The 26,798-nt window shown below is 66.1% G+C and carries 27 protein-coding genes; 18 read left to right on the top strand and 9 right to left on the bottom strand.

The window, feature by feature from the left end:
• Positions 1-198 precede the first annotated feature (198 nt).
• The gene (locus G369_RS36410; RefSeq protein ID WP_019657220.1) at positions 199-870 is read right to left on the bottom strand and encodes a MarR family winged helix-turn-helix transcriptional regulator; all 672 of its coding nucleotides are present in this window, start codon (positions 868-870) and stop codon (positions 199-201) included.
• 158 nt (positions 871-1,028) lie between these two features.
• Between G369_RS36410 and G369_RS0127175 the strand changes: the two genes are divergently transcribed.
• From G369_RS0127175 to G369_RS0127140, 8 genes are all read left to right on the top strand, one after another.
• Entirely contained in the window at positions 1,029-2,054 is a 1,026-nt protein-coding gene (locus G369_RS0127175) for an ABC transporter substrate-binding protein (protein ID WP_019657219.1), read from the top strand.
• A gap of 43 nt (positions 2,055-2,097) precedes the next feature.
• The gene (locus G369_RS0127170; RefSeq protein ID WP_019657218.1) at positions 2,098-3,204 is read left to right on the top strand and encodes an ABC transporter ATP-binding protein; all 1,107 of its coding nucleotides are present in this window, start codon (positions 2,098-2,100) and stop codon (positions 3,202-3,204) included.
• A complete protein-coding gene (locus G369_RS0127165) occupies positions 3,201-4,052 on the top strand; it encodes an ABC transporter permease (RefSeq protein WP_019657217.1) in 852 nt (283 codons plus the stop codon). The genes G369_RS0127170 and G369_RS0127165 overlap by 4 nt, the downstream gene beginning before the upstream one ends.
• Positions 4,049-4,840, top strand: a complete 792-nt coding sequence (locus G369_RS0127160; RefSeq protein ID WP_019657216.1) for an ABC transporter permease — start codon at positions 4,049-4,051, stop codon at positions 4,838-4,840. Before G369_RS0127165 ends, G369_RS0127160 begins: the two co-directional genes overlap by 4 nt.
• 80 nt (positions 4,841-4,920) lie before the next feature.
• Positions 4,921-5,754: a polysaccharide deacetylase family protein gene (locus G369_RS0127155; protein WP_019657215.1), complete on the top strand. Its 834-nt coding sequence runs from the start codon at positions 4,921-4,923 to the stop codon at positions 5,752-5,754.
• The gene (locus G369_RS0127150) at positions 5,751-6,512 is read left to right on the top strand and encodes an SDR family NAD(P)-dependent oxidoreductase (RefSeq protein ID WP_026346672.1); all 762 of its coding nucleotides are present in this window, start codon (positions 5,751-5,753) and stop codon (positions 6,510-6,512) included. The genes G369_RS0127155 and G369_RS0127150 overlap by 4 nt, the downstream gene beginning before the upstream one ends.
• A gap of 10 nt (positions 6,513-6,522) precedes the next feature.
• Positions 6,523-7,275 carry an SDR family NAD(P)-dependent oxidoreductase gene (locus G369_RS0127145; protein WP_019657214.1) on the top strand — a complete coding sequence of 251 codons (753 nt, stop codon included), beginning with the start codon at positions 6,523-6,525 and terminating at the stop codon, positions 7,273-7,275.
• Between the two features lie 33 nt (positions 7,276-7,308).
• Positions 7,309-8,697 carry an amidase gene (locus G369_RS0127140; protein WP_019657213.1) on the top strand — a complete coding sequence of 463 codons (1,389 nt, stop codon included), beginning with the start codon at positions 7,309-7,311 and terminating at the stop codon, positions 8,695-8,697.
• 125 nt (positions 8,698-8,822) lie between these two features.
• Here the strand turns inward: G369_RS0127140 and G369_RS0127135 are convergent, their stop codons facing one another.
• Both G369_RS0127135 and G369_RS0127130 read right to left on the bottom strand, forming a co-directional pair.
• Complete coding sequence (locus tag G369_RS0127135) at positions 8,823-9,743, bottom strand: NADP-dependent oxidoreductase (protein ID WP_019657212.1); 921 nt, start codon at positions 9,741-9,743, stop codon at positions 8,823-8,825.
• A 22-nt stretch (positions 9,744-9,765) separates the two neighbouring features.
• Positions 9,766-10,212, bottom strand: coding sequence for an ester cyclase (locus G369_RS0127130; RefSeq protein ID WP_019657211.1), 447 nt, complete (start codon positions 10,210-10,212; stop codon positions 9,766-9,768).
• A gap of 94 nt (positions 10,213-10,306) precedes the next feature.
• Between G369_RS0127130 and G369_RS0127125 the strand changes: the two genes are divergently transcribed.
• From G369_RS0127125 to G369_RS0127105, 5 genes are all read left to right on the top strand, one after another.
• Complete coding sequence (locus tag G369_RS0127125; protein WP_019657210.1) at positions 10,307-11,218, top strand: LysR family transcriptional regulator; 912 nt, start codon at positions 10,307-10,309, stop codon at positions 11,216-11,218.
• A gap of 259 nt (positions 11,219-11,477) precedes the next feature.
• Positions 11,478-12,464, top strand: coding sequence for an acrylyl-CoA reductase (NADPH) (gene acuI, locus G369_RS0127120; RefSeq protein ID WP_019657209.1), 987 nt, complete (start codon positions 11,478-11,480; stop codon positions 12,462-12,464).
• A gap of 23 nt (positions 12,465-12,487) precedes the next feature.
• Positions 12,488-13,441 (top strand): enoyl-CoA hydratase/isomerase family protein, encoded by a 954-nt coding sequence (locus G369_RS0127115; protein WP_019657208.1) that lies wholly within the window; start codon positions 12,488-12,490, stop codon positions 13,439-13,441.
• Positions 13,442-13,480: 39 nt separating this feature from the next.
• Entirely contained in the window at positions 13,481-14,281 is an 801-nt protein-coding gene (locus G369_RS0127110) for an SDR family NAD(P)-dependent oxidoreductase (protein WP_019657207.1), read from the top strand.
• Between the two features lie 97 nt (positions 14,282-14,378).
• Positions 14,379-14,921, top strand: a complete 543-nt coding sequence (locus G369_RS0127105; protein WP_020723289.1) for a TetR/AcrR family transcriptional regulator — start codon at positions 14,379-14,381, stop codon at positions 14,919-14,921.
• 39 nt (positions 14,922-14,960) lie between these two features.
• Here the strand turns inward: G369_RS0127105 and G369_RS0127100 are convergent, their stop codons facing one another.
• The gene (locus G369_RS0127100) at positions 14,961-16,559 is read right to left on the bottom strand and encodes a phospholipase D-like domain-containing protein (protein ID WP_020723288.1); all 1,599 of its coding nucleotides are present in this window, start codon (positions 16,557-16,559) and stop codon (positions 14,961-14,963) included.
• Between the two features lie 314 nt (positions 16,560-16,873).
• Positions 16,874-17,395 (bottom strand): TetR family transcriptional regulator, encoded by a 522-nt coding sequence (locus G369_RS0127095; RefSeq protein ID WP_244164388.1) that lies wholly within the window; start codon positions 17,393-17,395, stop codon positions 16,874-16,876.
• 128 nt (positions 17,396-17,523) lie between these two features.
• On the opposite strand from G369_RS0127095, the gene G369_RS0127090 reads away from it, so the two are divergent.
• The gene (locus tag G369_RS0127090) at positions 17,524-18,417 is read left to right on the top strand and encodes an SDR family oxidoreductase (RefSeq protein ID WP_019657202.1); all 894 of its coding nucleotides are present in this window, start codon (positions 17,524-17,526) and stop codon (positions 18,415-18,417) included.
• A gap of 155 nt (positions 18,418-18,572) precedes the next feature.
• Entirely contained in the window at positions 18,573-18,794 is a 222-nt protein-coding gene (locus G369_RS0127085; protein ID WP_019657201.1) for a hypothetical protein, read from the top strand.
• A gap of 24 nt (positions 18,795-18,818) precedes the next feature.
• Here G369_RS0127085 and G369_RS0127080 read toward each other — a convergent pair whose 3' ends face one another.
• Positions 18,819-19,829 (bottom strand): aldo/keto reductase, encoded by a 1,011-nt coding sequence (locus tag G369_RS0127080; RefSeq protein WP_019657200.1) that lies wholly within the window; start codon positions 19,827-19,829, stop codon positions 18,819-18,821.
• A 127-nt stretch (positions 19,830-19,956) separates the two neighbouring features.
• Here G369_RS0127080 and G369_RS0127075 point away from each other — a divergent pair, with 127 nt between their 5' ends.
• Together G369_RS0127075 and G369_RS36405 are read left to right on the top strand one after the other, a co-directional pair.
• Entirely contained in the window at positions 19,957-20,859 is a 903-nt protein-coding gene (locus G369_RS0127075; RefSeq protein ID WP_019657199.1) for a LysR family transcriptional regulator, read from the top strand.
• Positions 20,860-21,199: 340 nt separating this feature from the next.
• Entirely contained in the window at positions 21,200-22,333 is a 1,134-nt protein-coding gene (locus tag G369_RS36405; protein WP_019657198.1) for a YihY/virulence factor BrkB family protein, read from the top strand.
• 63 nt (positions 22,334-22,396) lie between these two features.
• Here G369_RS36405 and G369_RS36400 read toward each other — a convergent pair whose 3' ends face one another.
• Both G369_RS36400 and G369_RS0127060 read right to left on the bottom strand, forming a co-directional pair.
• Positions 22,397-24,181 (bottom strand): RecQ family ATP-dependent DNA helicase, encoded by a 1,785-nt coding sequence (locus G369_RS36400; RefSeq protein ID WP_347876445.1) that lies wholly within the window; start codon positions 24,179-24,181, stop codon positions 22,397-22,399.
• 53 nt (positions 24,182-24,234) lie between these two features.
• On the bottom strand, positions 24,235-24,564 hold the full coding sequence (locus tag G369_RS0127060) for a hypothetical protein (protein ID WP_019657196.1): 330 nt from the start codon (positions 24,562-24,564) through the stop codon (positions 24,235-24,237).
• Between the two features lie 260 nt (positions 24,565-24,824).
• Here G369_RS0127060 and G369_RS0127055 point away from each other — a divergent pair, with 260 nt between their 5' ends.
• A complete protein-coding gene (locus tag G369_RS0127055) occupies positions 24,825-25,775 on the top strand; it encodes a LysR family transcriptional regulator (RefSeq protein WP_019657195.1) in 951 nt (316 codons plus the stop codon).
• Positions 25,776-25,787: 12 nt separating this feature from the next.
• Here G369_RS0127055 and G369_RS0127050 read toward each other — a convergent pair whose 3' ends face one another.
• Complete coding sequence (locus G369_RS0127050) at positions 25,788-26,798, bottom strand: isopenicillin N synthase family dioxygenase (RefSeq protein WP_019657194.1); 1,011 nt, start codon at positions 26,796-26,798, stop codon at positions 25,788-25,790.

The raw sequence follows: 26,798 nt of genomic DNA, 5'->3' as shown, positions 1-26,798 counted from the left end.
CGTCCGCGCTACTGTAGCAGCCTCGTGGGAAAACCACGAAGGGCCGCGGACAAATCGAAAAGCAGTTCCTGCCCTGGAGATCATCGGCGGGAACGCGGTCACGAGACCCAACACGGCCGGGCTCAGGGAGCTGAAAAGGACGAAGGTCCGCGATCGGCGGCATCGAACAACGCCTCGTCTCTTCTCCGTGCAATCGCCTCAGTCGCGCAACAGGCCGCCAGTCGAAACGGCCGGGTTGCCCCCTCCGAGGATCGGCCCCGTCTCCGGCGCATTCTCGGTCATCATCCGGCTCAGCAGGGTTGCCAGCGCGTCGCGCTGAGACGCGTCGAACATTCGCAGGAGATGCAATTCTGCGGCCGCATGTCGTGGCATCGCTTCGTCGGCCAAGCGAATTCCCTTGGCCGTGAGCTTGACCAATACGCCCCGCCCATCGTTCGGATCGATGGAGCGCTTGATCCATCCTTCCTTCTCGAGCCGCTTCAGCAGGTTCGACAAGCCGCCCGAAGTGAACAGCAGCGTGCTTTGCAAGCGGGAGGGCGAGAGCTTGTAGGGGGCACCGGCAACGCGCAACGTCGCGAGCACGGCGTACTCCTGGTATTTCAGGCCGAAGGGCTCCAGCACCTGGTTCAGCGTGCGCAGCACCACTTCCTCCAGCCTGAGCAGGCGGCCAACCACGGCCTTGCCGCTGCTGTCGATGTCAGGACGCTCGCGTTGCCATTGCCGTATGCCCCGCTCCACCAGGTCGGCATCTGCATTTGCCTGTGACTCCTGGTCCACGAAGGCAGTTTCGGCAGCTCCCACGGCACCGCGCTGGTGCCGCGCATCGGCTTGGGGCGAACGTCGGATCGATGCTTCCTTCTTGTGCGGCATGACGTCTTTCTCTCCTGGTTGATGCCATCGCACCGCCATTCTGGTGCAGCGAAACGGCTCGGGTTGGCACCTATCTTAAATGCCTTGCATTTATCTTTCGCGAAAGATAAAGTGAATTCCGACGCGGCCATCAGGTCCTCGCCTCACAGGAGCTCTTCATGAAAAGCACGTTCTCGCGTTGTGTCGTCTCCGGCTTCGTGGCCACCGTTCTCGCGGGTGCGGCACACGCCGAAGAGCTCGTGGTCGGCATCTTCGGCGGCTCGTTCGCCGAAGACTCCAAGACCTGCCACATCAGTTCGTTCGAAAAGAAAACCGGCGCGAAGGTCTCGCTCAAGCTTGGCAGCTCGTCGCAGTTCGCGGCCTCGATCCGTGCGACGGGCGGCAAGTCCGACTTCGACGTGGTCTACATCGACAACTCGCTCGCGGCGCAGCTCAAGAACGAGAAGCTCCTGGAGACCATCGACAAAGGCAAGCTCGCCAACGTCGCCGAGATCTCCCCGCGTGCGCTCGACAAGGACGGGCAATACGTGGTGTTCATGACGGGTGCGACCGTCATCGTCTACGACACCAAGCAGATCAAGACGCCTCCCAGCTCATGGGCCGATCTCGCCAAGCCGGAGTACGACGGGCGACTCGCCATCGGTGACATCAGCGGCACCTCGGGCTCGCAGTTCCTGATGGCGCTCAATCGCATGAAGGGCGGCACGCTTGCGAACATGGACGCGGGCTTCGCGGCCGTCAAGCCGATCGCGAAGTCCTCGGTCACGCTCTACACGCAGGCGGACCAGATCGTCTCGCTCTTCGAGCGCCAGGAGATCGCCGCGGCCGTCTGGTATCCCGACCGCGCAGGCTCCGCCATCGACAAGGGCCTGCCGCTGGCCATCGTCTACCCGAAGGAAGGTGCGGTGGGCATCCTGCCTGCGCTGGTGATCCCGAAGGGCGCGAAGTCGCCCGCACTCGCGCTCAAGTACATCGACGAGGTGCTGTCCAAGGAAGGACAGACCTGCTTCGCCGAACGCAAGTACGCGGGTCCGGTCAACACACAGGTCAAGCTCAGCGACAAGGCCGCCAGGATCGTTCCGTACAAGGAGACCTTCGACAACCTGTGGCTGCCCGACCCGGAGGCCGTGGCCAAGTCGCTTCCCGACTGGACCAAGCGCTGGCAGCGCGAGGTTGCCCGCTGAAGCCTTTGCGACGCCTCGCCCACCCACTCCTGGACCGACCGACATGCCTGCGCTCACGCTCGATCGACTCGAGAAACACTACCCGGGCCCTCCCTCCCATACCGCCGCCAAGTCGGTCTCCCTCAACGTGCACGATGGCGAGTTCATCTCGCTGCTCGGTCCCTCGGGCTGTGGCAAGACGACCGTGCTGCGCATGGTGGCCGGCCTGATCGAGCCCACCGGCGGGCGCATCCTGGTCGACGGCCGCGACATCACGGCGCTGCCCACCAACAAGCGCAACATCGGGCTGGTCTTCCAGTCGTACGCGCTGTTCCCGCACATGAGCGTGTTCGAGAACGTCGCCTTCGGCCTGCGACGCCAGGGCGTGCAGGGCCCAGAACTGAAGCGGCGCGTGGACCAAGCGCTGGCGGATGTACGCCTGTCCGCGCTCGGCGCGCGGATGCCGCGGCAACTCTCCGGCGGCCAGCAGCAGCGGGTGGCGGTGGCGCGTTCGATCGCGCCGCGGCCGAGCATCCTTCTCTTCGACGAACCGCTGTCCAATCTCGATGCCTCGCTGCGCGACGAGATGCAGATCGAACTCAAGCGCCTGCAGCGCGACGTCGGCATCACGACGCTGTTCGTCACGCACGACCAGGGCGAGGCGATGTCGATGTCCGACCGCGTGTGCGTCCTGGCGCACGGTGTCGTGCAGCAGTTCGACACGCCCGAGGCCATCTACCACCGTCCTGCCACAGGCTTCGTTGCAAGCTTCATCGGCCGCCCGAATCGCCTCGCGGGCCGGGTCGCGCGAACGCCGTCCGGCGGCGCCGGCGTGCAGATCGACGACGGTCCCGTGCTCGCGGCGTCCGGCGCGGACGGCATGGCGCTCGGCAGCCCGGTGGACATCGTGATCCGCCAGGAGGACATCAGCTTCGGCGAAACGCCTCCATCCCACGCGCATGCCCTGTCGGTCCGCGTCGCCATGCGCTCCTTCATCGGCGCCCGCGTGCAATACCTGCTTTCCTTCGGCGGCATCGAACTCCTCGCCGAAACCGCCACCAACGGACCGCATGCCGGGTTGGCGGTCGACGCGCCTACGCGCGTGAGCATCGACCCGCAACATGTCTACGTGACGCCCGCCGCGACCGCGGAAGTGCGTACCGAGCCATGACGACGCGCAAGACGAACGGCGCGCTGCTGGCGTCGCCGCTGCTGCTGCTCCTGCTGCTGGTTTTCGTCGCGCCAGTGCTGCTGATGGTGCCGCTGAGCCTGCATCCGTACGAGCCGGGCACCGGCATCTCCTCGGGCTGGACGCTTGCCAACTACACCAGCATCGTCACCGACGAGTACTACCGAGAGGTCGTCGTGCGCACGCTGGTGCTGGGCTTTGGCGTGACGCTGATCTGCCTGCTGATGGGCTATCCGCTGGCCTGCTACATCGCCAACGCGGGACCGAAGATACGGCTCGCGCTCACCATGCTCGTCATCTTTCCGATGCTGCTGAACCTCGTGGTTCGCTCCTTCGGGTGGATCGCCCTGCTGGCCAATCGGGGCCTGGTGAACAACCTGCTGATCGACATGGGCCTGATCGAGCGGCCCATCAAAATGATGTTCAACCTGTTCGGCCTGCTCGTGGGCATGTCGCACATCTTCCTGCCCTTCATGGTGCTGATGCTGGTGCCAGCCATCCAGGCAGTCTCCAAGGACGTGCAAGCTGCGGCGTACACGCTGGCAGCGAGCCGGCTGCGGGTGTTCTGGTCGGTCACGCTGCCGATGAGCGCGCCCGGCATCCTGTCGGGCTCGATCCTGGTGTTCGTCCTGACCATCAGCGCGCTGGTCACGCCGCGCATGCTGGGTGGCCCGACCTACAAGGTGATGGCCACCCTGATCTACGACGACTTCCTGCAGACTCTCGATTGGCCGGCAGGCGCCGCGATGTCATTCACCCTGACCTTGCTGACGCTCGTGGTCATCGGCCTGTCGAGCCGCATGCTCAGGCGCTGGGGAGGTCATGCATGAACCTCGAGAACAGGAAGATGCCGCTGCTCGCGGCTGCCGCCATCGCGGTGGTGGTGTTCCTGCAGGTGCCGGTGCTGGTCGTGATGCTCGCGGCCTTCAGCAAGACCGCCTACCTCACGATTCCGCCCAGGGGCCTGACGTTCCACTGGTTCGATGTGGTGCTGCGCGATCCGGAATATCTCAGCGCCGCGTGGACCAGCGTGTGGCTGGCTGGTGCCTCGACCGCCGCTGCCCTCGTCCTGGGGCTCATCGCGGCCTATGCGATCCACCGCCGCATGCTGCCCGGTGCCACGGCGCTCACCTCACTGTTCATGGCGCCCCTGATCCTGCCATCGGTGGTGCTGGGCGTCGCACTGCTGCAGTACTACACGCTGACCGGCCTGCGTGGAAGCCCCTTCGGGCTCTGGATCGCGCACGTGGTCATCACGGTGCCCTATGTGGTGCGCGCCAGCCTCAGCAGCCTTGCGGCGGTCGACGAGTCGCTGGAAGATGCCGCCCGCGTGCTGGGTGCCGACGGCCTCACGAGCTTTCGCCTCGTCACGCTGCCACTGGTGAAGCCCGGTCTCGTCGCGGGCGGTCTTTTCGCGTTCATCACCTCGCTCGACAACGTGCCGGTCTCGGTGTTCCTGCTGTCGGCGAGCCAGACCACGCTGCCCGTGAAGATATTCACCTCCGTCGAACAAGGAGTGGACCCGAGCGTGGCTGCGGTCTCCACCCTGCTGATTGTGGCGACCGGCATCGCGCTGCTGCTGGCCGAACGGTGGACCGGTTTCCACAAGCACGTCTGAGGCGCCCGGACACCTCCCAGCCTCGTCGATCCACCCCATCCTCACGTCGTTCACCTCGACATCCGCCAAGGAGTTTTCTGATGCCGACCACGAGCAAAGGCTTCCCGCTCATGCTGACCTTCGATCTCGACGCCGAGACCATGTGGACCGGACGCGATCCGGCCAACGCCAAGCGGCCCATCCTGATGTCGCAGGGCGCCTACGGCTGGAAGGTGGGCATGCCGCGCATCCTCGCACTGCTGGCGCGCTACGGCATTTCCGCTACTTTCTTCATCCCCGGCGAGGTGGCCGACAAGCATCCCGACCTGGTACGCGAGGTGGTGGACAGGGGCCATGAGGTGGCCCATCACAGCTACAGCCACCGCTGGATCGTCAGCCTCAGCCCGGAAGAAGAGCGCGAGGAGATGGAACGCGGCATGGAGACGCTCACGCGCCTGACAGGCGCCCGCCCGCGCGGCTGGCGCTCTCCGGCTGCGGAGTTCAGCAGCATCACGCTCGATCTCCTCAAGGAATACGGCTTCGACTATTCCTCGAACTTCTTCGACGACGATTCGCCCTACCTGCTGGAGATCGGGGGCGAGCGCACCGACATCGTGGAACTGCCCTTTCGCTGGGTGCTCGACGACGCACCCTTCTTCCAATACTCGATCACGCTGCCTGGCCGCACGCTGCAGGCGCCCTCCGCCGCGCTGGAGGCGTGGAAGAGCGAGTTCGACATGCTCTACGCCGAGGACCGCATGATGATGGTCGGCATGCACCCACAGATCATCGGCCAGCCGTCCCGGCTGAAGGTGCTCGAAGGATTGATCGAGCATGCGCTGGCGCACTCACAGGTGTGGATCGATCGCTGCGACCGCATCTCCGAAGACATGCGCCCGCGCCTGAAGGCGGCCGCCCGGGCCGTACCGGCATGAACACCGCAGCCTCCACCCCCCGGCGCTTCATCGTGAGCGGGGGCGCCAGCGGCATCGGGCTCGCGGTGGCTCGCCTGGCCGTGGAAAGGGGCGCCCGGGTCGTGCTGCTCGACCATGATGCGTCCCGCGTGCAGGCCAGCGCCGAAGCCCTGGGCGACGCCGCGTTGCCACTGGTGTGCGACGTCACCGACTCGGAGGCCGTGATGGCCGCGATGAACCATGCCGTCGACTGGCTGGGCGGCCTCGATGCACTGGTGAACTCAGCCGGTATCGATTCGCTCAAGCCGCTGGAGCAGACCGGCGACGACGAATGGGCCCGCACGCTGGCTGTCAATCTGACCGGCCCGATGCTGACGTGCCGAGCCGCCATGCTGCACCTTCGCGCGGCCGGAGGCGGCAGCATCGTCAACATCGCTTCCGGCGCGGGGCTGCGGCCTTTGCCGAACCGCACGGCGTACTGCGCGACGAAGGCGGCCGTCATTATGTTCGGCAAGGCGCTGTCCATCGAGGCGGCGGCCGACGGCATCCGCGTCAACGCGGTGTGCCCCGGCGCCATCGACACGCCGCTGTTTCGCAGCAGCTACGAACGCAGCGAGGATCCAGAGGGCGCACTCGAGGAGATCCGGCAGCGCTACGCGCTCGGCCGCGTGGCAGCGCCGGAGGAAGTGGCCGAGGCCGTGCTCTACCTGAGCGGTCCCGGCGCCAGCTACATCACCGGCACCGCGCTGGCCGTCGATGGCGGCCGCACCTTCCACTGAGGCGGCAGGCATGGGCTTCGACCAACGCATCGCCGTCGTCACCGGCGGCGGCCAGGGCATCGGCGCAGCCACTGCGCTCGACTTCCTCGACAAGGGCGCTCGCGTCGCCGTACTGGACCTCGACTGCGCACCGCTCAGCCGGAAATTGGCTGCGCACCCGGACATGGCGGCGCGCTGCCTGCGTATGACAGGGGACTGCACCGACGCCACAGTGGTTTCTGCCTTTTTCGGCCAGGTCGAGAAAGACATGGGGCCGGTGGACATCCTCTTCAACAACGTCGGCCAGAGCGCGCGCGATCGCGGCAGCCTGTTCGCCGAATCCGAAGAGGCCACCTGGCGGTTCGTCCTGGAGGTCTCGTTGCTGACGACGATGCGCGCCTCGCGCTGCACCGCGCCGGGCATGAAGGCCCGCGGCTTCGGGCGCATCGTCAACATGAGCACCGACGCCGCCTTCGCTGGCGACGTGGGCCTTGCCGACTACGCCGCCGCGAAGATGGGCGTGATCGGTTTCACGCGCTCGCTGGCACGCGAGCTCGCCCCGCACGGTGTCACGGTGAATGCCGTGAGCCCCGGTGCCATACGCACACGTGCACATGACAAGCTCAAGCCCGAAGTCCTGAAGAGGATCGTCGCCGACACCCCGGCGGGCTTCGTCGGTTCGCCCCAGGACGTGGCCGCTGCGGTGCGCTTCCTGGCCAGTGAAGAAGCACGCTTCATCACCGGCCAGACGCTGCTGATCGACGGCGGCCGCTGGATGCTCTGAGCCTTCCATACCTGCTGTTCCAAGGATACGAACATGGACCTGATGGACCACAACGCGCGTGATCTCGCCGTGCTGATCCGCAACAAGAAGGCCTCTCCCGTGGAGGCCGTGCGCTCGGCACTGGATCGCATCGAGGGGCGGCGCGAACTCAATGCCTTCATCACCGTTACGGGCGAGCAGGCCCTCGAAGCCGCACGTCAGGCGGAGGCGGCGGTCATGAAGGGCGAGATGCTCGGGCCGCTGCATGGTGTGCCCTACTCCGTCAAGGACCTCACGCTGACCGCGGGCGTGCGCACGACGATGGGGTCGGCCATCTACGAAGACTTCGTCCCGAAGGAGGATGCCGTGGCCGTGGCACGCGCCAAGGCGGCTGGCGCCATCCTCATCGGCAAGACAACCACGCCGGAGTTCGGCCACAAGCAGGTGGCCGCCGCGCCGATCTTCGGACGAACGCTCAACCCGATCGATCCGCGCTATACCCCTGGCGCCTCGAGCAGCGGCGCGGCCGTGGCCGTCGCCGCAGGCATGGGCTCGCTCGCGCTGGGCACCGACGGCGGCGGGTCGATCCGCATTCCCGCTTCATGCTGCGGCATCGTCGGGCTCAAGGCCACGCTCGGCGTGGTGCCGAACCTGCAGGCGCCCGATCTGTTTTCCGCGAACTCCTTCACCGGTCCGATGGCGCGAGACGTCGCCGACACGCAGTTGCTGTTCGACGTGATCAAGGGCTTCGATCTGCGCGACCCTTATGGCTTGGGAGGACCCATGCCGCGGCGTGCAGCGCCAGCTTCGCTGCGAGGCCTACGCGTGGCGTGGCTCCCCACGGCGGGTAACCGGGTCGATCCCGAGGTCGAAGCCGTGACTACCGCCGCCGTGCGGGCCATGGAACGCGAAGGAGCGATCGTGGAGGACGTGCCGCTGAACTTTGTCTCGCTCGAGCGCCATTTCCTGGTGGTGCTGCAGTCGATGCTGGCCGCACGCGTGGGTGCCAACCTCGAGCGCTTCGGAGCACGGCTCGATCCCACGTTGATCGACGCGGTGCAGAAGGGGCGCCGCCACAGCGCGGTAGACCTGCACGACGCGACCTTCGCCAAGACCCGGTGCTTTGGCGAGTTGCAGGCGCTGCTCGACCGCTTCGACGTGCTGGTTTCTCCAACGGTGTCTGCGCCCCCGCTTCCCATCGACATGGACGTAAGCGGCGAGATCGAGATTGCAGGCCGACCCGCCGGCACCGTCCGTGGCGCGTGGTATCCGTACACCTACCCGATGAACCTCACCGGGCATCCGGCGTTGTCGATGCCTTGCGGGAGAAGCTCGAACGGCCTGCCGATCGGACTGCAGCTCGCGGGACGCTGGTACGACGACGACTACTTGCTCGCCATCGCAGGTCTGATCGAGCGCGTGATCGACCAGGCATCTGCATAGCTTCCACCTCGCGCGTCCGTCTTCCTCGCGCTGTCTAGAGCCAACCATGCCCAGGCGCAATCCTGTGTCGTAGTTCCTTTCCCCAGGGCCACTTGCGCATCGCTTGCCACAGAAGCGGCCACGGGTCAGTTGTCGACGCGGATGAGCACCTTGCCGCAGGCATGTCCGGTGGCTACCTTTTCCAGCGCTGATCGGGCCTCCTCCAACGGAAAGACGGAGTCCGTGATGACCTGCAGGTGCCCCACCTGGAACATGTGGGTGGCTCGCGGGAGAAAAGGCGACGCGCTTGCGAAGAAGATGAACTCGCCGTGGTGTCCATTGGTCGACTTGATCTCGAACTCCACGAGCGTTGCGATGCGCCCGCCTGCGCGCAGCACGGACCAGGACTTCGCCAGTGTGTCTCCCCCGACGGTGTCCAGCACGAGGTCGATGTCGCGCGTTGTCGCAAAGTCCTGCGTCCGGTAGTCGATGACTTCGTCCGCACCGAGGCTCTTGACGAGATCCGTGTTCCTTGCCGACGCGGTGGCGACAACGTAGGCGCCCGCCTGGCGAGCCAGCTGGACGGCCATGCTGCCCACGCCTCCCGCCGCCGCATGAATCAACACGCGCTGCCCGCGCTTCAGTTGACCGAAATCGAACAGGGCTTGCTGAGCGGTGCCGAAGGCGGTTGGAAGGGCCGCCGCCTGTTCGGCACTCATGTCCGCCGGGATGATGCACACATCATCGACGGCAACCACCACCGTCTGAGCAAAGGCGCCGCCGGCGTTCGGAGTCGTGCGTCCGACGACGCGGTCGCCCGGCTTGACGGCGGTGACCTCGGCGCCAACGGACTCGATGACCCCGCTGAAGTCCGTTCCCGGCACATAGGGAAGCTTCACGGGGAAGACCTGCTGCATGTGGCCGGCGATCATCTTCACGTCCAGCGGGTTCACGCTCGCAGCCTGCACACGCACGAGGACTTCGCCGGGGTTGGTTGCGCGCACAGGGCGCTGCCCGATCACCACGGCGTCGGGGCTGCCGAAGGCATTGATGGATGCAGTTTTCATTTGAATATCTCCAAAGCCGGGCTCAGGCTTGCGGTGGGAACTGGCCGAGCTGGAGGAACAGACCGAACCAGTCCTCCATGTGCCAGGTCGCCGTCAGACGCCCGTCGACGAGTGTGTGGAATTCATGGAGGCGAAAGCCGACGCTCTTGCCCGTCGGAGCAATGCCGAACAGTTCGCCCTCGTGCGTGCCGCTGATCTCCGCGCGGACGCCGATACGGCCGGGCTCCTGGACCATGTCGTGGACGGTGATCCTGACATCGGGAAATGCCTGAACGACGCTGCGGATGATGGGCTTGATGCCCTCTGGCCCGGGCCCCTGGCCTGGAGCAAGCGGAATGTCGTCCCAGTTGGGCGCGAGAACCTCATCGACGAGGTCGGGGTTCTTGTTGGAGAAGGCACGGTAGAAGGTTTCCACCGCCTGGCGCTCGATGCGAAGGCGCTCGGTGTGTTCGGTAGGGAGGGTGCTCATGGCTGGGCTTCGCCAGTTGTTGAAGATGGCGCGATTCTGGGCACCGACCTAGAATCCGTCCAACAAATATCCGATATATCTTTCTATTCGTCGCATGGATTTTCATGGCATCGACCTGAACCTTCTGGTGGCCTTCGACGCGCTGATGAACGAGCAGAGCGTCACGCGCGCCGCGACGCAAGTTGGCGTGAGCCAACCCGCAATGAGTGCAGCCCTTTCGAGGTTGCGAAAACTATTCGGTGACCCGTTGTTCATGCGCAGCGCCGAGGGCTTGACGCCCACGGCACGCGCAAGGGAGTTGGCCGAGCCGATTGCGCGGGCCTTGCAACAGCTCGAGTCGACACTGGTGAAGAAGCCCGAGTTCGTGCCCGGGAAGGCGTCGTTCACTTTCAAGCTGGGGCTGTCCGACTATCCAGCGTTCGCGCTGCTTCCTTCACTGCTGCAGGCGCTTGGGAAGACTGCGCCCGGCGTGTCGTTGAACGTGCAGGCGTTCAACGACCGGGATCAGGCCGTCGACCTGCTGGACGCGGGCCTCATCGACGCCGCCATCGGTGTGCCGCCCACCCATGCAGACGCTCGGATACTGATGCGCCCTGTATTGCAGGATGAATTCGTCACCATCGTCGCGCACGGCAACCCGGCAGCCAGGCGCGGGATGAACATGAAGAACTACCTGGAGCTCCCGCACGTACTCGTGTCTCCCGAAGGCGAGCTCCACGGCATCGTGGACCAGGCACTCGCACAGCAGGGGAAGAGGCGCACGCTTGCGCTGACCCTGCCACAAATGTTCGCCGTGCCAGCCATCGTGGCCAAGACGGACATGACGGCCACCGTCTTGAAACGCGTTGCCCTTCACGCGCAAGCCGGCCGGAAGCTCGTCCTTTTTCCGCCTCCAGTCTCGCTGCCGAAAGTGGAATTCGACCTGATCTGGCATCGACGCAGTGACTCGCATCCTGCACAGGTATGGTTCAGGAAGTTCATCGGGGAGCATGCGGCGTTGTTGTGACCGGATGCGCGGCAGAAAGCCACCCCTGAGTTGATGCGCACTTCGGATGCAGTCAGCGCCATCGACGCGGCGGTAGCCGGAGGCTCGCAGTGGCTTGCAGCGCCAACTCGCCATCTCCATCAGCAAAAAGACGCCCTTAATTGTCGGCATTGCGTCTCCATTCTTGCCCTTGCACAATATGACCGGTCATCTTAATATCGACCGCGCTCGTCTCTGGCAGCAATCGCTGCCGGCCGGACGTGCAATCAATGGAGCATTCATGGAAACATTCAAGGCCGTGCGCGTCACGCAGGAAGAAGGAAAGCTGGCAGCCACGGTGGCGAACCTGAGCGACGCAGATCTGGATTCGGGCGACGTCACCGTCGCCGTGGAGTACTCGACCGTCAACTACAAGGACGGCTTGGCCATCACCGGCCTCGGTGGCTTCATCAAGCGCTTTCCGATGGTGCCGGGGATCGATCTGGCCGGCACCGTGCTGGCGTCGTCCAACCCGAAATTCCAGGCGGGCGACAAGGTGGTCCTCAACGGCTATGAGGCCGGCGTGACTCACCACGGCGGCTTCGCCCAACGCGCGCGTGTGCGAGGGGACTGGCTGGTGAAGCTACCACCGGGGCTCTCGACCCGGCAGGCGGCCGCGATCGGAACCGCCGGCTTCGCGGCGATGCTGAGTGTTCTTGCACTGGAGCACGGAGGCGTTCGAGACGGCGAGGTGCTCGTCACGGGTGCCGCCGGTGGCGTCGGCTCGGTGGCCATCGCCATCCTCGCGAAGCTGGGATACCGCGTACTGGCATCCACGGGGCGCTCCTCGGAGGAGGCGTACCTGCGCCATCTGGGTGCCGCCGAGATCATCGACCGGGCGAGTCTTTCCGCTGCAGCGCAGCGGCCTCTTGGCGCAGAACGCTGGAGCGGCGCCGTCGACACGGTCGGCAGCCACACGCTGGTCAATGTCCTGGCCCAGACCCGCTACGGCGGCACGGTCTCGGCCTGCGGGCTGGCGCAAGGCATGGATCTTCCTGGCAGCATGGCCCCGTTCATCCTGCGCGGCGTGACGCTCGCGGGCATCGACACCGTCAATGCGCCCATGCATGTGCGCGAGCGTGCCTGGGCCAGGCTCGCCTCCGACCTGGACCCGGGCCTGCTGGAAGGCATGGTTTCGACGGTGGGACTGGGCGAAGCTGCCGCCCGTGCCGTCCAGGTGCTCAAGGGCACCGTGCGCGGTCGGACCCTGGTCGACGTGAACCTGTGAGGCGACCTGAAGTGCGATCGACGATGGCGGCTCTGCAGGTGTCGCTGAGCCGGGGCGTCATGAAGACCTTTTCCAGAATGCTGGCGACATGTGTTGCGGCTGCTGCGCTGGCGCCCTTCCATGCCGCCGTCGCCCAATCGCAGGCACCTGCGACGAATCCGGGCTCCACCATCACCATCGAGACGGTGACGCCGAAGATCCGCAAGGTCATCTTCTCCAATCCACCCGCCAATTTGATTGTTCCGGAAACGGTGGCCGGCCTGCGCGAGGTCGTCATCGCCCTGAGTGCAGATCCTGACGTTCAGGTCGTCATCTTCACCAGCAGCACGCCTCGCTTCTTCTACAACCACTTCGACCTGCGTCAGGCCGCGAAATTTCCGAGCGTCCCCGGCGACCCGTCGTCTCCCGCTTGGGTCGACCTGGTCATCCGGCTGTCGAAGGCGCCGTTCGTCAGCATTGCCTTGGTGCGTGGGCGAACGCGAGGCGGCGGCAACGAGCTGGCCCTGGCGATGGACCTGCGCTACGCGAGCAAGGAGCAGGCGTTCTTTTCCCAGCCGGAGGTCGGCACCGGCATCCTGCCCGGTGGAGGCGGTTCGGAGCGATTGCCGCGCCTGATCGGACGCGACCGCGCGCTCGAGGCCATCCTGAGCAGCCAGGACTATGACGCCGAATCGGCCCGGCAATTGGGCTGGGTGACACGCGCCGTTCCCGATGCGCAGCTGGATCACCTCGTCGATACGATGGCCGCGCGTCTCGCGTCCTTCGACAAGGCAGCATTGATGATGGCCAAGGAGCAGGTCAATCGCGCGTCGTTGCCGCCGGATGCGGATCTGCGGGCCGCCTACGGCGAATACACGCGCTCGCTGGGCTGGGCAGGGTATCGCGAACGCGTGCCCAGGCTCGGCAAGTTCGTGGCGGACAAGGGACTCGACGTCGAACTCCAGTTGGGCGAATACCTGGGCAAGGTCGGGCCATGACCGCATCCGCAAACACCGCTTTTTTTAGAAGAGACAACCATGTCCCCTTCTGACAAGACGGCGCTCGTCACCGGCGCCTCCTCGGGCATCGGCGCCGTTTATGCCGAGCACTTGGCCGCGCGCGGCTACCACCTGATCCTGGTGGCCCGCCGGGCTGATCGCCTCGAAGCCCTGGCGCAGACGCTGTCGCAAGCCCATGGCGTGCGGATCCGTTCCGTTGTTGCGGACCTGGAGAATGATGCCGACGTCGGCCGGATCGAAGCCGTGCTGGCCGAGGACGATGGCATCAGGATGCTCGTCAACAACGCTGGCGTTGCCCGCCTCACGCCGTTCGCGAAGGCTTCCGGCCACGACTCGCAATCGCAGATCTCGCTCAACGTCGTCGCGCTGACGCGCTTGACCCGGGCCGCGCTGCCTGGCTTCCTTGCGAGAAACGACGGGGCCATCGTCAACGTCGCCTCGGTGCTGGCGATCGAGTCATTGCCGATCAGCGCGGTCTACAGCGGGACCAAGGCCTATGTCATGGCCTTCACGAGGAGCTTGCAGAGCGAGCTCGCCGGCACTGGCGTGAGGGTGCAGCTGGTCCTCCCCGGCGTGACTGCGACCGACCTCTGGAGCGAAGATGTGTCCGGCGTGCCGCTTGCGGTGCTCGACAAGGACAGCGTGATGTCGACACGGGACCTCGTGGACGCCGCCCTGAGAGGACTGGACGACGGCGAATCGGTGACCTGGCCTTCGGTGGAAGACGTGCAATTGTGGAATGACTTCGACCAGGCCCGAGCCCGCTTGTTCGGCGCCACCCAAAGGGGGCTCCCCGCGTCCCGGTATCGAAAGAACTGACCCCTGCACAGCGTCAGCCGCCCGCCACACCGTACGGGATAATGGCGCTTTCTTTGTCAGGTGCAGCATGGGACGACCCAGCGTTCGAGAGCAACTTGTGGCGGCATCCCTGGGGGTCTTCCAGGCGCACGGATTCAATGGCTCCAGCGTGCAGGACCTGACCGATGCTGCAGGTGTTCCCAAGGGATCGTTCTACAACCACTTCAAGAGCAAGGAAGACCTGGCTCTGGAGGCACTGAAGCTGTATCTGGAATGCAGCGGCGCGGAGATTCTGCGCGATGAGCGGCTCGAGCCCCTCGACCGGCTGAAGCGCCATTTCCGCGCGAACTGGAAAACCGCCAAGGACCGCGGCTATACGGCAGGCTGCTTCCTGGGCACGATGGCTTCCGAGATCGCCGACACGCACGAAAAATCGCGTGCCGCCTTCCTGAACGTATTCCAGGTATGGAGCGTGCTCATCGAGCGGGCCATCAAAGAAGCGCAGGAACGCGGTGAGGTTGCGAAAGACCGCGACCCGGCGCTCCTTTCCCGCTTCGTGTTGAACGCATGGCAGGGAACGCTCGTACGGATGAAGGTCGTCAAGGGAGAGGGGCCCCTCAAGGATTTCATCTCGATGGTCTTCGATGTCCTCTTGAAATAGGAGAGGACTCATCCGCCGGACGACAGCGCCCCAGGCGGATCACAGCAGGTCTTCTGGCACGAACAGGAACTGAAGCCAGAGCTTGAACCGCTGGATCACACTGACTTCGGGCTCGTCGACGAGCACCTGTTCTCCTTGGGGATCGTGTCCGCTCCACTGCACTCCGCCACCGTCGGGCTTGAGCTGTACCTGGTACACGCCGGAGAAGTTGTCGGCACGATAGGCATCCAGGATGAGCTTCGCAAGCTCCGGGCTGTCGATCCCCACCCCGATCTCGGTGTTGCTGTAGGCGGAGCGGAGGTCGACGTTCATCGATCCCACCATGACGATGCGCCGATCGACGAACGCCATCTTGGCATGCAGTCTCCCCCGCGAACCACCGAGCGCTTGCATGAGCGCCGGGTCGGTCGCCGAGCGTGTTGCACTGAGCTCGTAGAGCTGCACGCCCATGCGAAGCAGCTGCTCTCGATATCGCTGGTATCCCATATTGACGATGGGCTCGTCGCTGGTGCTCATGGCGTTCGTGACGACGCGCACCTCCACACCCCGATCCCGGGCCTCGCGCAGGTACTCGACGCCCTTGCGTCCCGGCACGAAGTAGGGAGAGAAGATCACGATCTCGGACTGCGCACGGCGCAGGGTGTCGATGTAGCGGTGCGTGACCGTGTCCTCGAACGCCGGCGCGGGGTGGTGGTCGCGCGTATCGGCCTTGGATGGAAGGTCCGCCACGGCGATCGCCCTGGCTGGCACGAACGGCTGCCGGCCCTGCCGCAGGGCTCGACTCAACGGTGGCTGCCCCATGGCGTCCGGCTCTTCGGGAGCCGAAATGACGGGGTTCGGGCCGGGATCTTCCACACGGTGCGCAAAGGCCCGTTGAAGATCCGACGCTGCGCCCGGTGCCGCATCCACCGCATGCAACGGAAAGACCTGATCGCTGTTCCAGTATCGGTCGAAGATCGAAGAGAGCTCCGGAACCAGTTGACCGCCGACCAGGACGTCCATATCGAGAAAATTGGCGTCCTTGCTGCGCAGGAAATACTCATCGGCAAGATTGCGCCCACCTACCACCGCCAGGGCACCGTCCGCGATGAACGTCTTGTTGTGCATCCGATGGTTCAGTCGTCGGAAATCGCCGACGAAGTTGAGCAGGCGACCACTGGCCGACTGGCGCCCAAAGGTGAACGGATTGAAAAGTCGAATCTCGACGTTCGCAAAGGTCTGCAACGCCAGCAGGTCCGATTCGATGTCCTGGGTGTACAGGTCATCGAGAAGCAAGCGCACGCGGACACCACGCATGGCCGCATTGCGCAACTCACGCATCACCGCACGGCCAACACCGTCGTTTCCAAGCAAGTAGTACTGCAAGTCCAAGGAATGGGTGGCCTCCCGCAGCAGAGTCAGGCGCGCGTCCAGTGCATAGGCCCCCTGCGGGATCGGCCAGAAGCCCGACTGCCCGGAAGGAATGCCGGATGATTCGACGAGCGCCACCAGGGGCGATCCTGACGCCGGCGGCAGCGCGCGGGAGGTTTCCCGCGGTGCGTTCGGCAACGGCGTGGCGCACCCGCTCATCACGATGGTGGCGGCCACCCATGCGGCCGAAGCAAAGAACCTGAGGCCCCACAGGCGCCAGCTCGACATGATCACGGTCTTTCCTCAACAGGTCTTTTTTAAGACGACCGGTCATATTATGCAGTGCGCAAACTTCGCCCACAAGCCGTCATAGGCACTGGCCTCGATGGCGCAGGTTCAGTCGACCGTCGAAAGGCCGAAGCCGAAACCGAAGCAGTGACGCACAGCGCCGTCCCACCCAGCCCGCCGACTTTCGATCTCTGCCGACAGGGCGATGAGCGCGGGCGCCGCGATATGGCCCGTACCACGGCACTGCACCGAGAAGCTACCTTCATTCGTTGCACGACCGCAGGCCATCGCCCCGGCAGACGGACCTGCCAACCTCAATGAAGCGCCGCGAGCGTCTTTAGTCGCGCCAGCAGCGAACCGACGATGCCGCTGTACGTGCGCCGCTCGGACGGCCCGACCCACTGCGCGAATGCCACCCGGAAGACGGCGATGCCCACCTCCGCCACGAGGCTCGCGTCGGGCTCGCCGATGCCTCTTGCGCGCAGCGCCGCAGCCAGCGCCGCGGAGAGCCTCGCCAGCTTGATGAGCTCCCGCTCGTGCAGTTCGCCATTGGCCGCGATGACCGAGGCGCGCAGGCGAGCGAAGTCGCGGCGGTCCTCGCTGAAGAAATCGGCAGGTGCCTGCAGCGCGAACGCCATCGCATCCATGGCCGTGGCATCCACCGGCGCGCTTCGAAGCGCCGCCACCATCGACGCCTGCAGCACTTCCGAGCCGCTGAAGAGGACTTCGCGCTTGTCGGCGAAATAGCGGAAGAACGTGCGCGAAGTGAGCCCTGCGCGCTCGGCGATGGCGGCGACGGTCGTCTGTTCGTAGCCGACCTCCGCAAACAGTTCCATGGCCGCCATCCGAAGACGGCCCTCGCCGTCCGGCTCCCAACGCCCCATCGTCGCTTCCTCATGGTGTTGACACAAAGTGACATCATAGGCCTACAATGATGTCACTTAATGACATCAAAAGGACATCCATGCGCATCCTCGTGACCGGCGCTTCCGGCTGGATCGGCTCGGCCAGCGTCACCGAGCTCATCGCGGCCGGACACCACGTGATCGGACTTGCACGCAACGACGCGGCCGCCACCAGGATCAAGGCCCTGGGAGCCGAGGTGACGCACGGCTCGCTCGACGACCTGGACAGCCTGCGCGCTGCTGCCGCCCGCGCCGAGGGCGTCGTGCACCTGGGCTACAAGCACGACTTTTCCCAGATGGCCGACGCTGCGCGAACCGATCGCGCGGCGATCGACACCTTCGCCGAGGTGCTGCAGGGCACCCGCGGCCCGCTGCTGATCGCCTCGGGCACGCTGGGCCTGGCGCCGGGACGCATCGGCACCGAAGCAGACGTGCCGGACCCGGCGGTGCATCCGCGCGTCGGCAATGCGGCCTACACGCTGGGCCTGGCCGATCGCGGCATCCGATCCCTGGTGGTGCGTTTTGCGCCGACCGTCCATGGCGCCGGCGGCGACCACGGCTTCGTGGCAACGCTGGCCAAGACTGCGCGCACTCAGGGTGTCTCGGCCTATCTGGGCACCGGCCAGAACCGCTGGTCGGCGGTCCACCGGCTCGATGCCGCGAAGCTGGTGCGGCTTGCCATCGACAAGGCTGCGCCTGGCTCCATACTCCACGCGGTCGCCGAGGAGGCCATCACCGCGCACACGATCGCCACTGCGCTTGGGCAGCAGCTGGCCGTTCCGGTGCAATCGATTCCTTCGGACCTTGCGGCCGCGCATTTCGGCTGGATCGGCATGTTCTTCGGTGCCGACGCACCGGCTTCAAGTGCCCAGACACGCGAACTGCTGGGCTGGAAGCCGCAGCACCCGACATTGCTCGAAGACATCGCGGCGGGCCACTACCCGGGCACCTGAAAGACATCGGGAGCCTCTCCTGAAGCCTCGCACCTGGCTGGCATGTCGCGGCGGGTTGCGGCGCTGCGCGATCTCTCGCCGGTCCTCCTATGAACATGGGATTCCAGACACCGCGCTTTGCGATTCCACTGCATCCACGGTGAGGAAGCCAGCGCATGTCCAAACGAACCATCCACAACGCAACCGTGACCCTGAAGCTACCCTTCGACATTGGAGCCCACGCGGAACTCACCGCGTTGCGGGCGGCCGGCATACCGGTCGACGCCATGGGCAATGCGCAGCATGGCTTTCTGTTCGTGCGGCTGAGCAACGGAAGACGAAGCCAGAACAACATCTTCCGCTGGTTTGCCGGCGAGGTCGGGCAGACGCCTGGCTGACTGCGTCTGCGTGGAGGGCGCCGTTCAGGCGCTGCGCGATTCGCTGTCCAGGCTGGCCATCTGCGCCGCAGCATAGCGCTCGCCGGCGGCGGCGCCCTTGGGCACCGCGCGCTCGATGGCCGCGAAATCGTCAGGTCCCAGCTTCACGGCCCGCGCGCCGAGCGCTTCTTCAAGCCGTGCGCGCTGCCGCGCGCCGATCAGCGGCACGATGTCGTCGCCCTGTGCCGCCACCCAGGCGATGGCAATCTGCGCGACGGTCACGCCCTTCGCGTCGGCGATCCGGCGCAGCGCCTCGACCAGTGCGAGATTGCGTTCCACGTTCTCGCCCTGAAAGCGCGGGCTGTGCGCACGGAAATCCTTCTCGCCCGTGGCGTCCTTCTTCCAGTGCCCGCTGATCAGGCCGCGCGACAGCACGCCATACGCGGTGATGCCGATACCCAGCTCGCGGCAGGTCGCGAGGATGTCGTCCTCGATGCCGCGCGAGATCAGCGAATACTCGATCTGCAGGTCGCTGATCGGATGCACCGCCGCGGCCTTGCGGATGGTGTTCGAGCCCACCTCCGACAGGCCGATGTGGCGCACGTAGCCCGCCTTCACCAGGTCGGCGATGGCGCCCACCGTCTCCTCGATCGGCACATTCGGATCGAGCCGCGCGGGGCGGTAGATGTCGATGTGATCCACGCCCAGGCGCTGCAATGAGTAGGTGGCGAAGTTCTTCACCGCTGCGGGCCGCGCGTCGTAGCCGACCCAGCCGCCGGCCGGATCGCGCATGGCGCCGAACTTCACGCTGAGCAGTGCCGCGTCGCGCTGCGAGGGCTTCAGGCTCTTGAGCGCTTCGCCGATCAGCATCTCGTTGTGGCCGCTGCCGTAGAAGTCGCCGGTGTCGAGCAGCGTGATGCCCGCATCCGTGGCGGCGTGGATGGTGGCGATGCTTTCCGCGCGGTCGGAGGGGCCATACATGCCCGACATGCCCATGCAGCCGAGGCCGATCGCGGAAACCTTGGGGCCGGTGGCACCGAGTTGGAGGGTGTTCATTGGATCTGTCCTTTCAGAGGGGCCGGACGCGATGGCGAGCGGCATGGCGGTAGTCTGGAAGCAAACACCCCGTTCGATAATCCGCCCGAGACTGCACAGGTTGTGCGGAAAAACGCACAATTGCCCGATGACCGAACCCGATCTCTCCGACCTGGGCGCCTTCGTGGCCGTCACGCGCGCGCGCGGTTTCCGGGGCGCGGCCGCCCTGCGCGGCGTGTCGCCCTCCTCGCTCAGCGAGGCCATGCGGCGGCTCGAGGCACAACTCGGCGTGCGCCTGCTGAACCGCACCACACGCAGCGTGACCCCCACCGAAGCGGGCCAGCGGCTGCTCGATCGCATCTCGCCCGCGCTGGACGACATCGCCGGCGCGCTCGATACGCTCAACAGCTTTCGCGACAGCCCCACCGGCACCCTGCGGCTCAACGTACCGACCATCGTGGCGCAGCGCGTGCTGCCGCCGCTGGCCAGCCGCTTCCTGCGCACGCACCCGGGCATCACGCTGGAGATCACGACCAACGACACCTTCATCGACGTGCTCGCAGCGGGCTTCGACGCCGGCGTGCGCTACGACGAGAGCATCGCCCGCGACATGATCGCCGTGCCCCTGGGTCCGCGCACGCAGCGCTTCGTGGCCGCGGTGTCACCGGGCTACCTCGCCGAGCATGGGGTGCCGAAGCACCCGACCGATCTGCTGCAGCACGCCTGCATCGGCCACCGCTTCCCGAGCGGCGTGCTTGCGGCCTGGGGCTTCGTGCGCAAGGGAAAGGCCGTGAAGATCACGCCGAGCGGACCGCTGATCGCGTCGATGCTCGACCTGGAGCTGCATGCCGCCGAGTCGGGCCTGGGCGTGATCTACACCTTCGACGAGTACCTGCGCCCTTCCATCGACAAGGGCACGCTGGTGCCGGTCCTGGAGGACTGGTGGCAGAGCTTCTCGGGGCCCTTTCTCTACTACCCGAGCCGCACGCACATGCCGGCGCCGCTGCGGGCATTCGTCGATTTCCTGAAGGCACAGAGCCTGTCGACCTGAGGCCATATCCTGCGGAGCCATCGCGCTGGCCCGGCGGCTTTCAGCACCCTCGGGCGCCGTGCCTTGCCCCTGGAACGCTACACCTCCCGCGGCCGCATCTCCACGAATGCCTTCCCGGCTGAATGTGCAGGACGCACTGGAGCGACAACGACGGAAACCGGCCATCGACACACTGAGGCTGACCTCGCGCACCGGATCCAACACTGAGCAATGTCCCCGGCCGCAGTGCTGCCCGACGCCCGCTGCCGCCGCCCTCCTACGGGGCGAGTCGCTCGGCTGCGCATCATGCAGCCATGGACCGATTTCAGCGTCACGCGCACCTTGCGGGGAAGGCCAGCGGATGACACCAACGCCTCTCCCGGCAGCCGATGCATCAGGCAGCCCTCGCTCAGTCCGCCTCCTGCCTCTGTGCAGGGAGGCGATCAGCGCGTGGATCGACGATCTGGCGCCCAGCATGGGAGCGGCGATCGCGTACTACACGATGTTCTCGCTGGCGCCGCTGCTGATCATCGTCATTGCGGTGGCGGGCGCGCTGTTCGGCACGGAGGCCGTGCAGGGCCAGATCGCCGCGCAGCTGTCGGGCCTGGTGGGCGAGGAAGGCGCGCTCGCCGTGCAAGGCCTGATCCGAAGTGCCAGCGAGCCCGAACGGGGACTCATCGCCGGCGCGATCAGCATCATCGTGCTTGTCGTGGGAGCAACCACGGTCTTCGCCGAACTGCAGAGCGCGCTTGATCGCATCTGGCATGTGCCGGAGCGCGCTAAACCGCACGGCGTGTGGGGCGTCCTGCGCGCGCGCGTGCTGTCGTTCGGACTGATCCTGGGCCTGGCCTTCATGTTGATGGTTTCCCTCGTGGTGAGTGCCGCCCTGGCCGCTCTCGGCACCTGGAGCACGAACCTCGTACCGGGATGGGAGCTGATGCTGCAGGGCCTCAACCTGCTGGTGTCGCTCACCATCCTGACGGTCCTCTTCGCGATGATCTTCAAGTTCATGCCAAGCGCACCGATCGCCTGGCGGGATGTCTGGACCGGCGCGGCCGTCACGGCGGTGCTGTTCGAGATCGGCAAGGTGCTGATCGGCCTGTACCTCGGCAAGAGCGGCGTCAACGAGTCGTTTGCGGCGGCAGGTTCGCTCGTCGTCCTGCTGGCCTGGGTCTACTACGCGGCGCAGATCTTCCTGCTCGGCGCGGAGTTCACCAAGGTCTACGCCCATGCGCACGGTTCCGTGGCAGCGAGCAAGGCACAAGCCGCCACCCAGGAAACAGCGCGCCAGGCCGAAGCGGGAACGGACGATGTCGAACGAACGCCCCGGAGCCTGCGCGAACCTTCGGAGGTGCACGCGGCTGTGGAGCGCAAGGAGCTGATCGTGGCGATCGCTTCGCGGGTCATCGTGGTGGCGGGTCTCGCGATGCTCCGCTCGCTGCTGAGCGGCAGGCGCCGCACTTCACGCGCGCGGCATCGCCGAGGCCCGACCTGAGCCCGGCGTCGCCATGCTGTCGAGGCCTGGGCTCCAAGGCGACACAGCGCCCGGCCAAGGCACTCAGGCCGGCATGCTTGCTTTGAGCAGGCCGCGCGCCGGAGCGCCACCGGCCAAGAGCGAACCGGCCTCCGTCTCGGGATCGGAGCCCGCCGACTTTCGTGGCACGCGGCGGCGGGTGACGTAGTCCGGGTGGATGCAACGCTGGGTGCCATCTTCGAAAGCCACGGTGATGGATCCCTCCGTCGAGGCGACGACGACGCCCGCCCCGAAACGCCTGACCTTGACCGGATCGCTTTCGGCGAAACGCACCGGCGGTCGGGCGGGCGCCGTCGTCGAAGAGCTCTGCGCCCTGTCCGCAGTCGCCGTTGTCGACTGCGTGCTCACGAGGATCGGCTGCGCCAGCGCGGCCTCGTGGGCTGCGATACGACGGCAGTTGTCGCATGTGCCGCAGCGCTTCGCGCCGGCCGAAGGGTCCAGATCGGCCAGCAGCATCTGCCAGCGGCACTGACCCGACTGCGCGTACGAGAGCATGCGCTCGAGCGTCTCCCGGTCCTGCACCCGGCGCTCCTTGTAGGCGTCCAGCATCTTGCCCAGGTCGGCGCCCGAGACTGCCTCCTTTCGAAGCGACATCTCTCCTCGCCGGCCGATGCGCAGCAGCTTCTCCTGCCGCAGCAGCGCCACGGCGGCCTGCATCCTGCTGCGCGGGCGATCCAGGGCGGCAAGGAGGCTGGTCGAGGTCCAGCTCTCGTGGGCAGGCGGCGCGGCGAGCAGCTGGCGATAGACCGCATCGAGGTCCTCGAGCTGGGGATACTTTCCGGCCAGGAAGAACTGCTGAACCGCCCGGTCCTTGGCGTGGAAGAGCAGAACACAACGTGCTCGCTGTCCATCGCGGCCGGCGCGGCCTGCTTCCTGATAGTAGGCGTGCAGGCTCGACGGCATCTGGGAATGAACAATGAAGCGGATGTCGGGCTTGTCGATGCCCATGCCGAAGGCGTTGGTTGCCACCATCACCCGCGCGGCACCGCTCATGAAACGCTCTTGCGCTTCGTCACGCTCGCGCGCTCCCAACTTGCCGTGATAGAGCGCAACCGACTCGCCGCGCGCACGGAGAGTCTCGAAGGCCTGCTCGGCGGCTTTCACCGTGGCTGCGTAGACGATGCCGCTGCCGCCTTCCTCCTGCACCAGCTCCACGATGCGTCGCTGGCGGTCGTCCTCGTGCTGCATCTGCTCCACCGCGAAGTGCAGGTTGGCGCGATAGGCACCCGTGTCGATCAGCCCGCTGCGCGGAATCCCGAGGTGTTTCATCACGTCGGCGGCAACCTCCGAGCCGGCCGTGGCGGTGAGTGCCAGCACGGTGGGACTGCCCAGCGCCCGGATGGCAGGGCCGATGTCCAGGAAAGCCGGCCGAAAGTCATGGCCCCATTGCGAGATGCAGTGCGCCTCGTCCACCGCCACCAGGGCGACCGGATGGGCCGCGAGTTGCTGCAGGAAGGCGTGGTCGGCGAGCCGCTCGGGCGTTGTCAGCACGATGCGCGCGCTGCCGTCTCGCAGCGCCGTCTCGGCCGCAGCGAGCTCGTCCGCCGAGAGGGCGCTGTTGACCTGGATCGCCTGTACACCCAGGGCCCTGAGCTTGTCGCACTGGTCCTTCATCAGCGCAATTAGTGGCGAGACCACCACCGTGCGCCCTTCCAGCAACATCGCCGGCAACTGATAGCACAGCGACTTTCCCGCACCCGTGGGCATCACGGCGAGCGTGGACAGCCCCTGCATGACCCGCTCGATGACTTCGGCTTGACCGGCGCGCAATCGGGTGTGGCCGAACACGCCGCGCAGGGTTCGATTCAACTGGCTGGAGGATGACCGCCGCCCGGCGGTGGCAGGGGATCGGGTCGAAGGCATCAGCGCTGTCCGCTGCCCTGGTCGTCGGCCTCTTCGCCCTCGCCTTCCGAATCGGCTGCAATCTCGTCGGCCAGGTCCTGCATGCTCAGCGCCTCCGGGTCGTCCACCGAACCCTCGACCTCGGCTGCGGCATCCGGGAGCACGCCCACACGGTCCGGAAGAATGTCGGCATTGGTCGGGGTTTCGAGTCCGCCTTCGGCCGCCGCTTCATTGACGCCTGATGCGTCGCTGCCGCTGTCGCTGGAGTCGCTCGGTCCGAGGCTCTCCGCATCGGTGCCCTTGGGTGTGATCGGCGCGCGCTCGCCGCCGAGGATGCTGCTGGTTGCCATGATCTGCCATGCCTCGATAGAAAGGATGCGCCGAGACTGCGCGCTGCCGGGCGTCGAGAAAGTAGGAGATTTGCGCGTTCCGGCCGCTTCCGAAATCGGTCGAAACTCAGCACGGCATGGCAGATGCTTGCGCGGTGCGTTCGGCCACGTCCGCCCGCCTCCAGCCGGGTGCACAGACATTCGCAGGCCCCGTACGGCATTCCATCTCGGGCATCATCGCGGCTGAATCCTGTGTCCCTGTCACGTTGCGGAGCCGCCCCTTGAATGCCGTTTCGACCACATCGCTTCGCTACTTCGCCGAGGTCGTGCGCACCGGCTCGCTTCGTGCGGCGTCGGAGACCCTCTTCGTGGCCTCCTCGGCCATCAGCCGACAGCTCGCGATGCTGGAGGATGCGCTCGGCGCGCCGGTCCTGGAGCGGCGCCAGGGACGCGGCAAGGTCAAGCTGACCGCCGCAGGCGAAGCGCTCATGCGCTACTACAAGAACGTCGGCAATGAGACGCGGCGGCTGCATTCGGAGATCGAATCGCTCCAGGGCCTCAAGCGCGGGGCCATCAACTTCGGCATGCCCGAGTCGCTGGTGCGCGACCTGATGCCCAGGTTCCTGTCGAAGTTCGCCAGCCGCTATCCCGGCATCTCGTTCAATGTGCATGTGGCCGGAAGCCCCACGCTGGCCAAGCTGGTGCTGGAGGATGAGCTGGATGCCTGCTTCACCTTCGGCGACGTCGCGATGCAGGACCTGTCGATCCTCTATTCGCGTTTGCTGCCGCTGTTCGTGCTCGTGCCCAAGGGGCATCCGCTGGAGCACTACGAGACGCTGCGGCTGAGCGACTGCGCCGAATACAGCATGTCCACGCTCGACACCTCCCTGTGGGCCAAGCAGCAGTACGACGAGATGCTGGCCAAGGCCAAGATCCGGCCACGCGTGGCGCTGGAGACCAACTCCTACGAGCTCATGCGCAACGTGGCGGCCGCAGGCATGTGCCTGACCTTCACCACCCGGCCGCTGGACGACCCCTTCGGCAACCCGAGGGCCGGTTCCTACGTGCCGCTGAAGGACCCGCGCGCTCGTCCGCAGCGCTTCGCGCTGAGCGTGCACAAGGGCCGCAACCTGCCGCTGGCGGTCGAGGCCTTCCTGGGCGAGTTGACGGCCACGCTGGAAGACATCGAGCGGCGAGCCAAGGCCGGACCGCCGCGTGCGGCCGCGACCTGAGCCGGGGAGTCGTCAGGCGGCGGCGGCAGCCAGCTCGGCGGGCGTCTTGTACTTCTGCACCGCCGCGAAACGCTTGACGAGGTATTCGCCGGACTTGATCGGCGCATGCAGCGGCTCGCCAGCCTCGGGCGCGAACTCCGGCAGGCAGGCCACGGGCGTGTCGTAGTCCAGGTTGAAGAAGGTCGGGATCGAATAGCGCTCGCGCCCTGTGCGATTGGCCACGCGGTGCGGGTTGGACACATACACGCCGTTGGTCCAGACCTTGACGAGGTCGCCCAGGTTGATGACCAGCGTGCCCTCGATGAAAGGCGCGGCCACCCATTCGCCGCTGCGGGTGCACAGCTCCAGCCCGCCGATAGGGTCCTGCGCCAGGAGCGTGATCATTCCGTAGTCGGTGTGCGCCGCCGCGCCCAGCTCGAGGTTGGTGAAGGATTCCTGCGGCGGGTAGTGGAACAGGCGCGCCTGCACCATCGGCTTTTGCGCGTACTGCAGGAAGAAGCCTTCGTCCTTTCCGACCGCCACGGCGAACACGCGCAGCAGGTTGCGGCCCAGTGCGATGGTCGCATTGAAGTAATCCATGGCAGCCGATTCCAGCCACGGCTTGTCCTGCGGCCAGCGATTGGGGCCGTGCAGGGGGCGGCCGCTGGCCACGTCGGGGTCGCTCAGGGGCAGGTCCAGGCCCAGTTCGTAGCTTTCCTTCAGGTCCGGCTTGTGGCCAGGGTGCTGCGTCACGCCGATGGGCATGAAGCCGCGACGGAAGCGCTCGTCGATCCTGTCGCGCAGCCGCTCCTCCATGGGCAACGACATGTAGCGGCGCGTCGCCTCGAAGGCCTTGTCGATGGTGGCCTGTGGCACGCCGTGGTTCTTCACGTAGAAGAAGCCGGTGTTGGTGCAGGCCGCCTTGAACTGCGCCACCAGCGGCTCGATGGAGCCGCCGGCCAGCCAGTCGCCCAGGTCGAGGATGGGCATTTCCTCGGCGGAGGCGCGGCGCGGCGCGTCGACTTGGTGTTCTTGGGTGTTCAT

The organism is Variovorax atrisoli 110B, from assembly GCF_000382045.1.
In the GTDB taxonomy this organism is placed as follows: domain Bacteria; phylum Pseudomonadota; class Gammaproteobacteria; order Burkholderiales; family Burkholderiaceae_C; genus Variovorax; species Variovorax atrisoli.
Note: the sequence above shows the minus strand (reverse complement) of the source record. Positions and strands in the feature narration are given on the sequence as shown.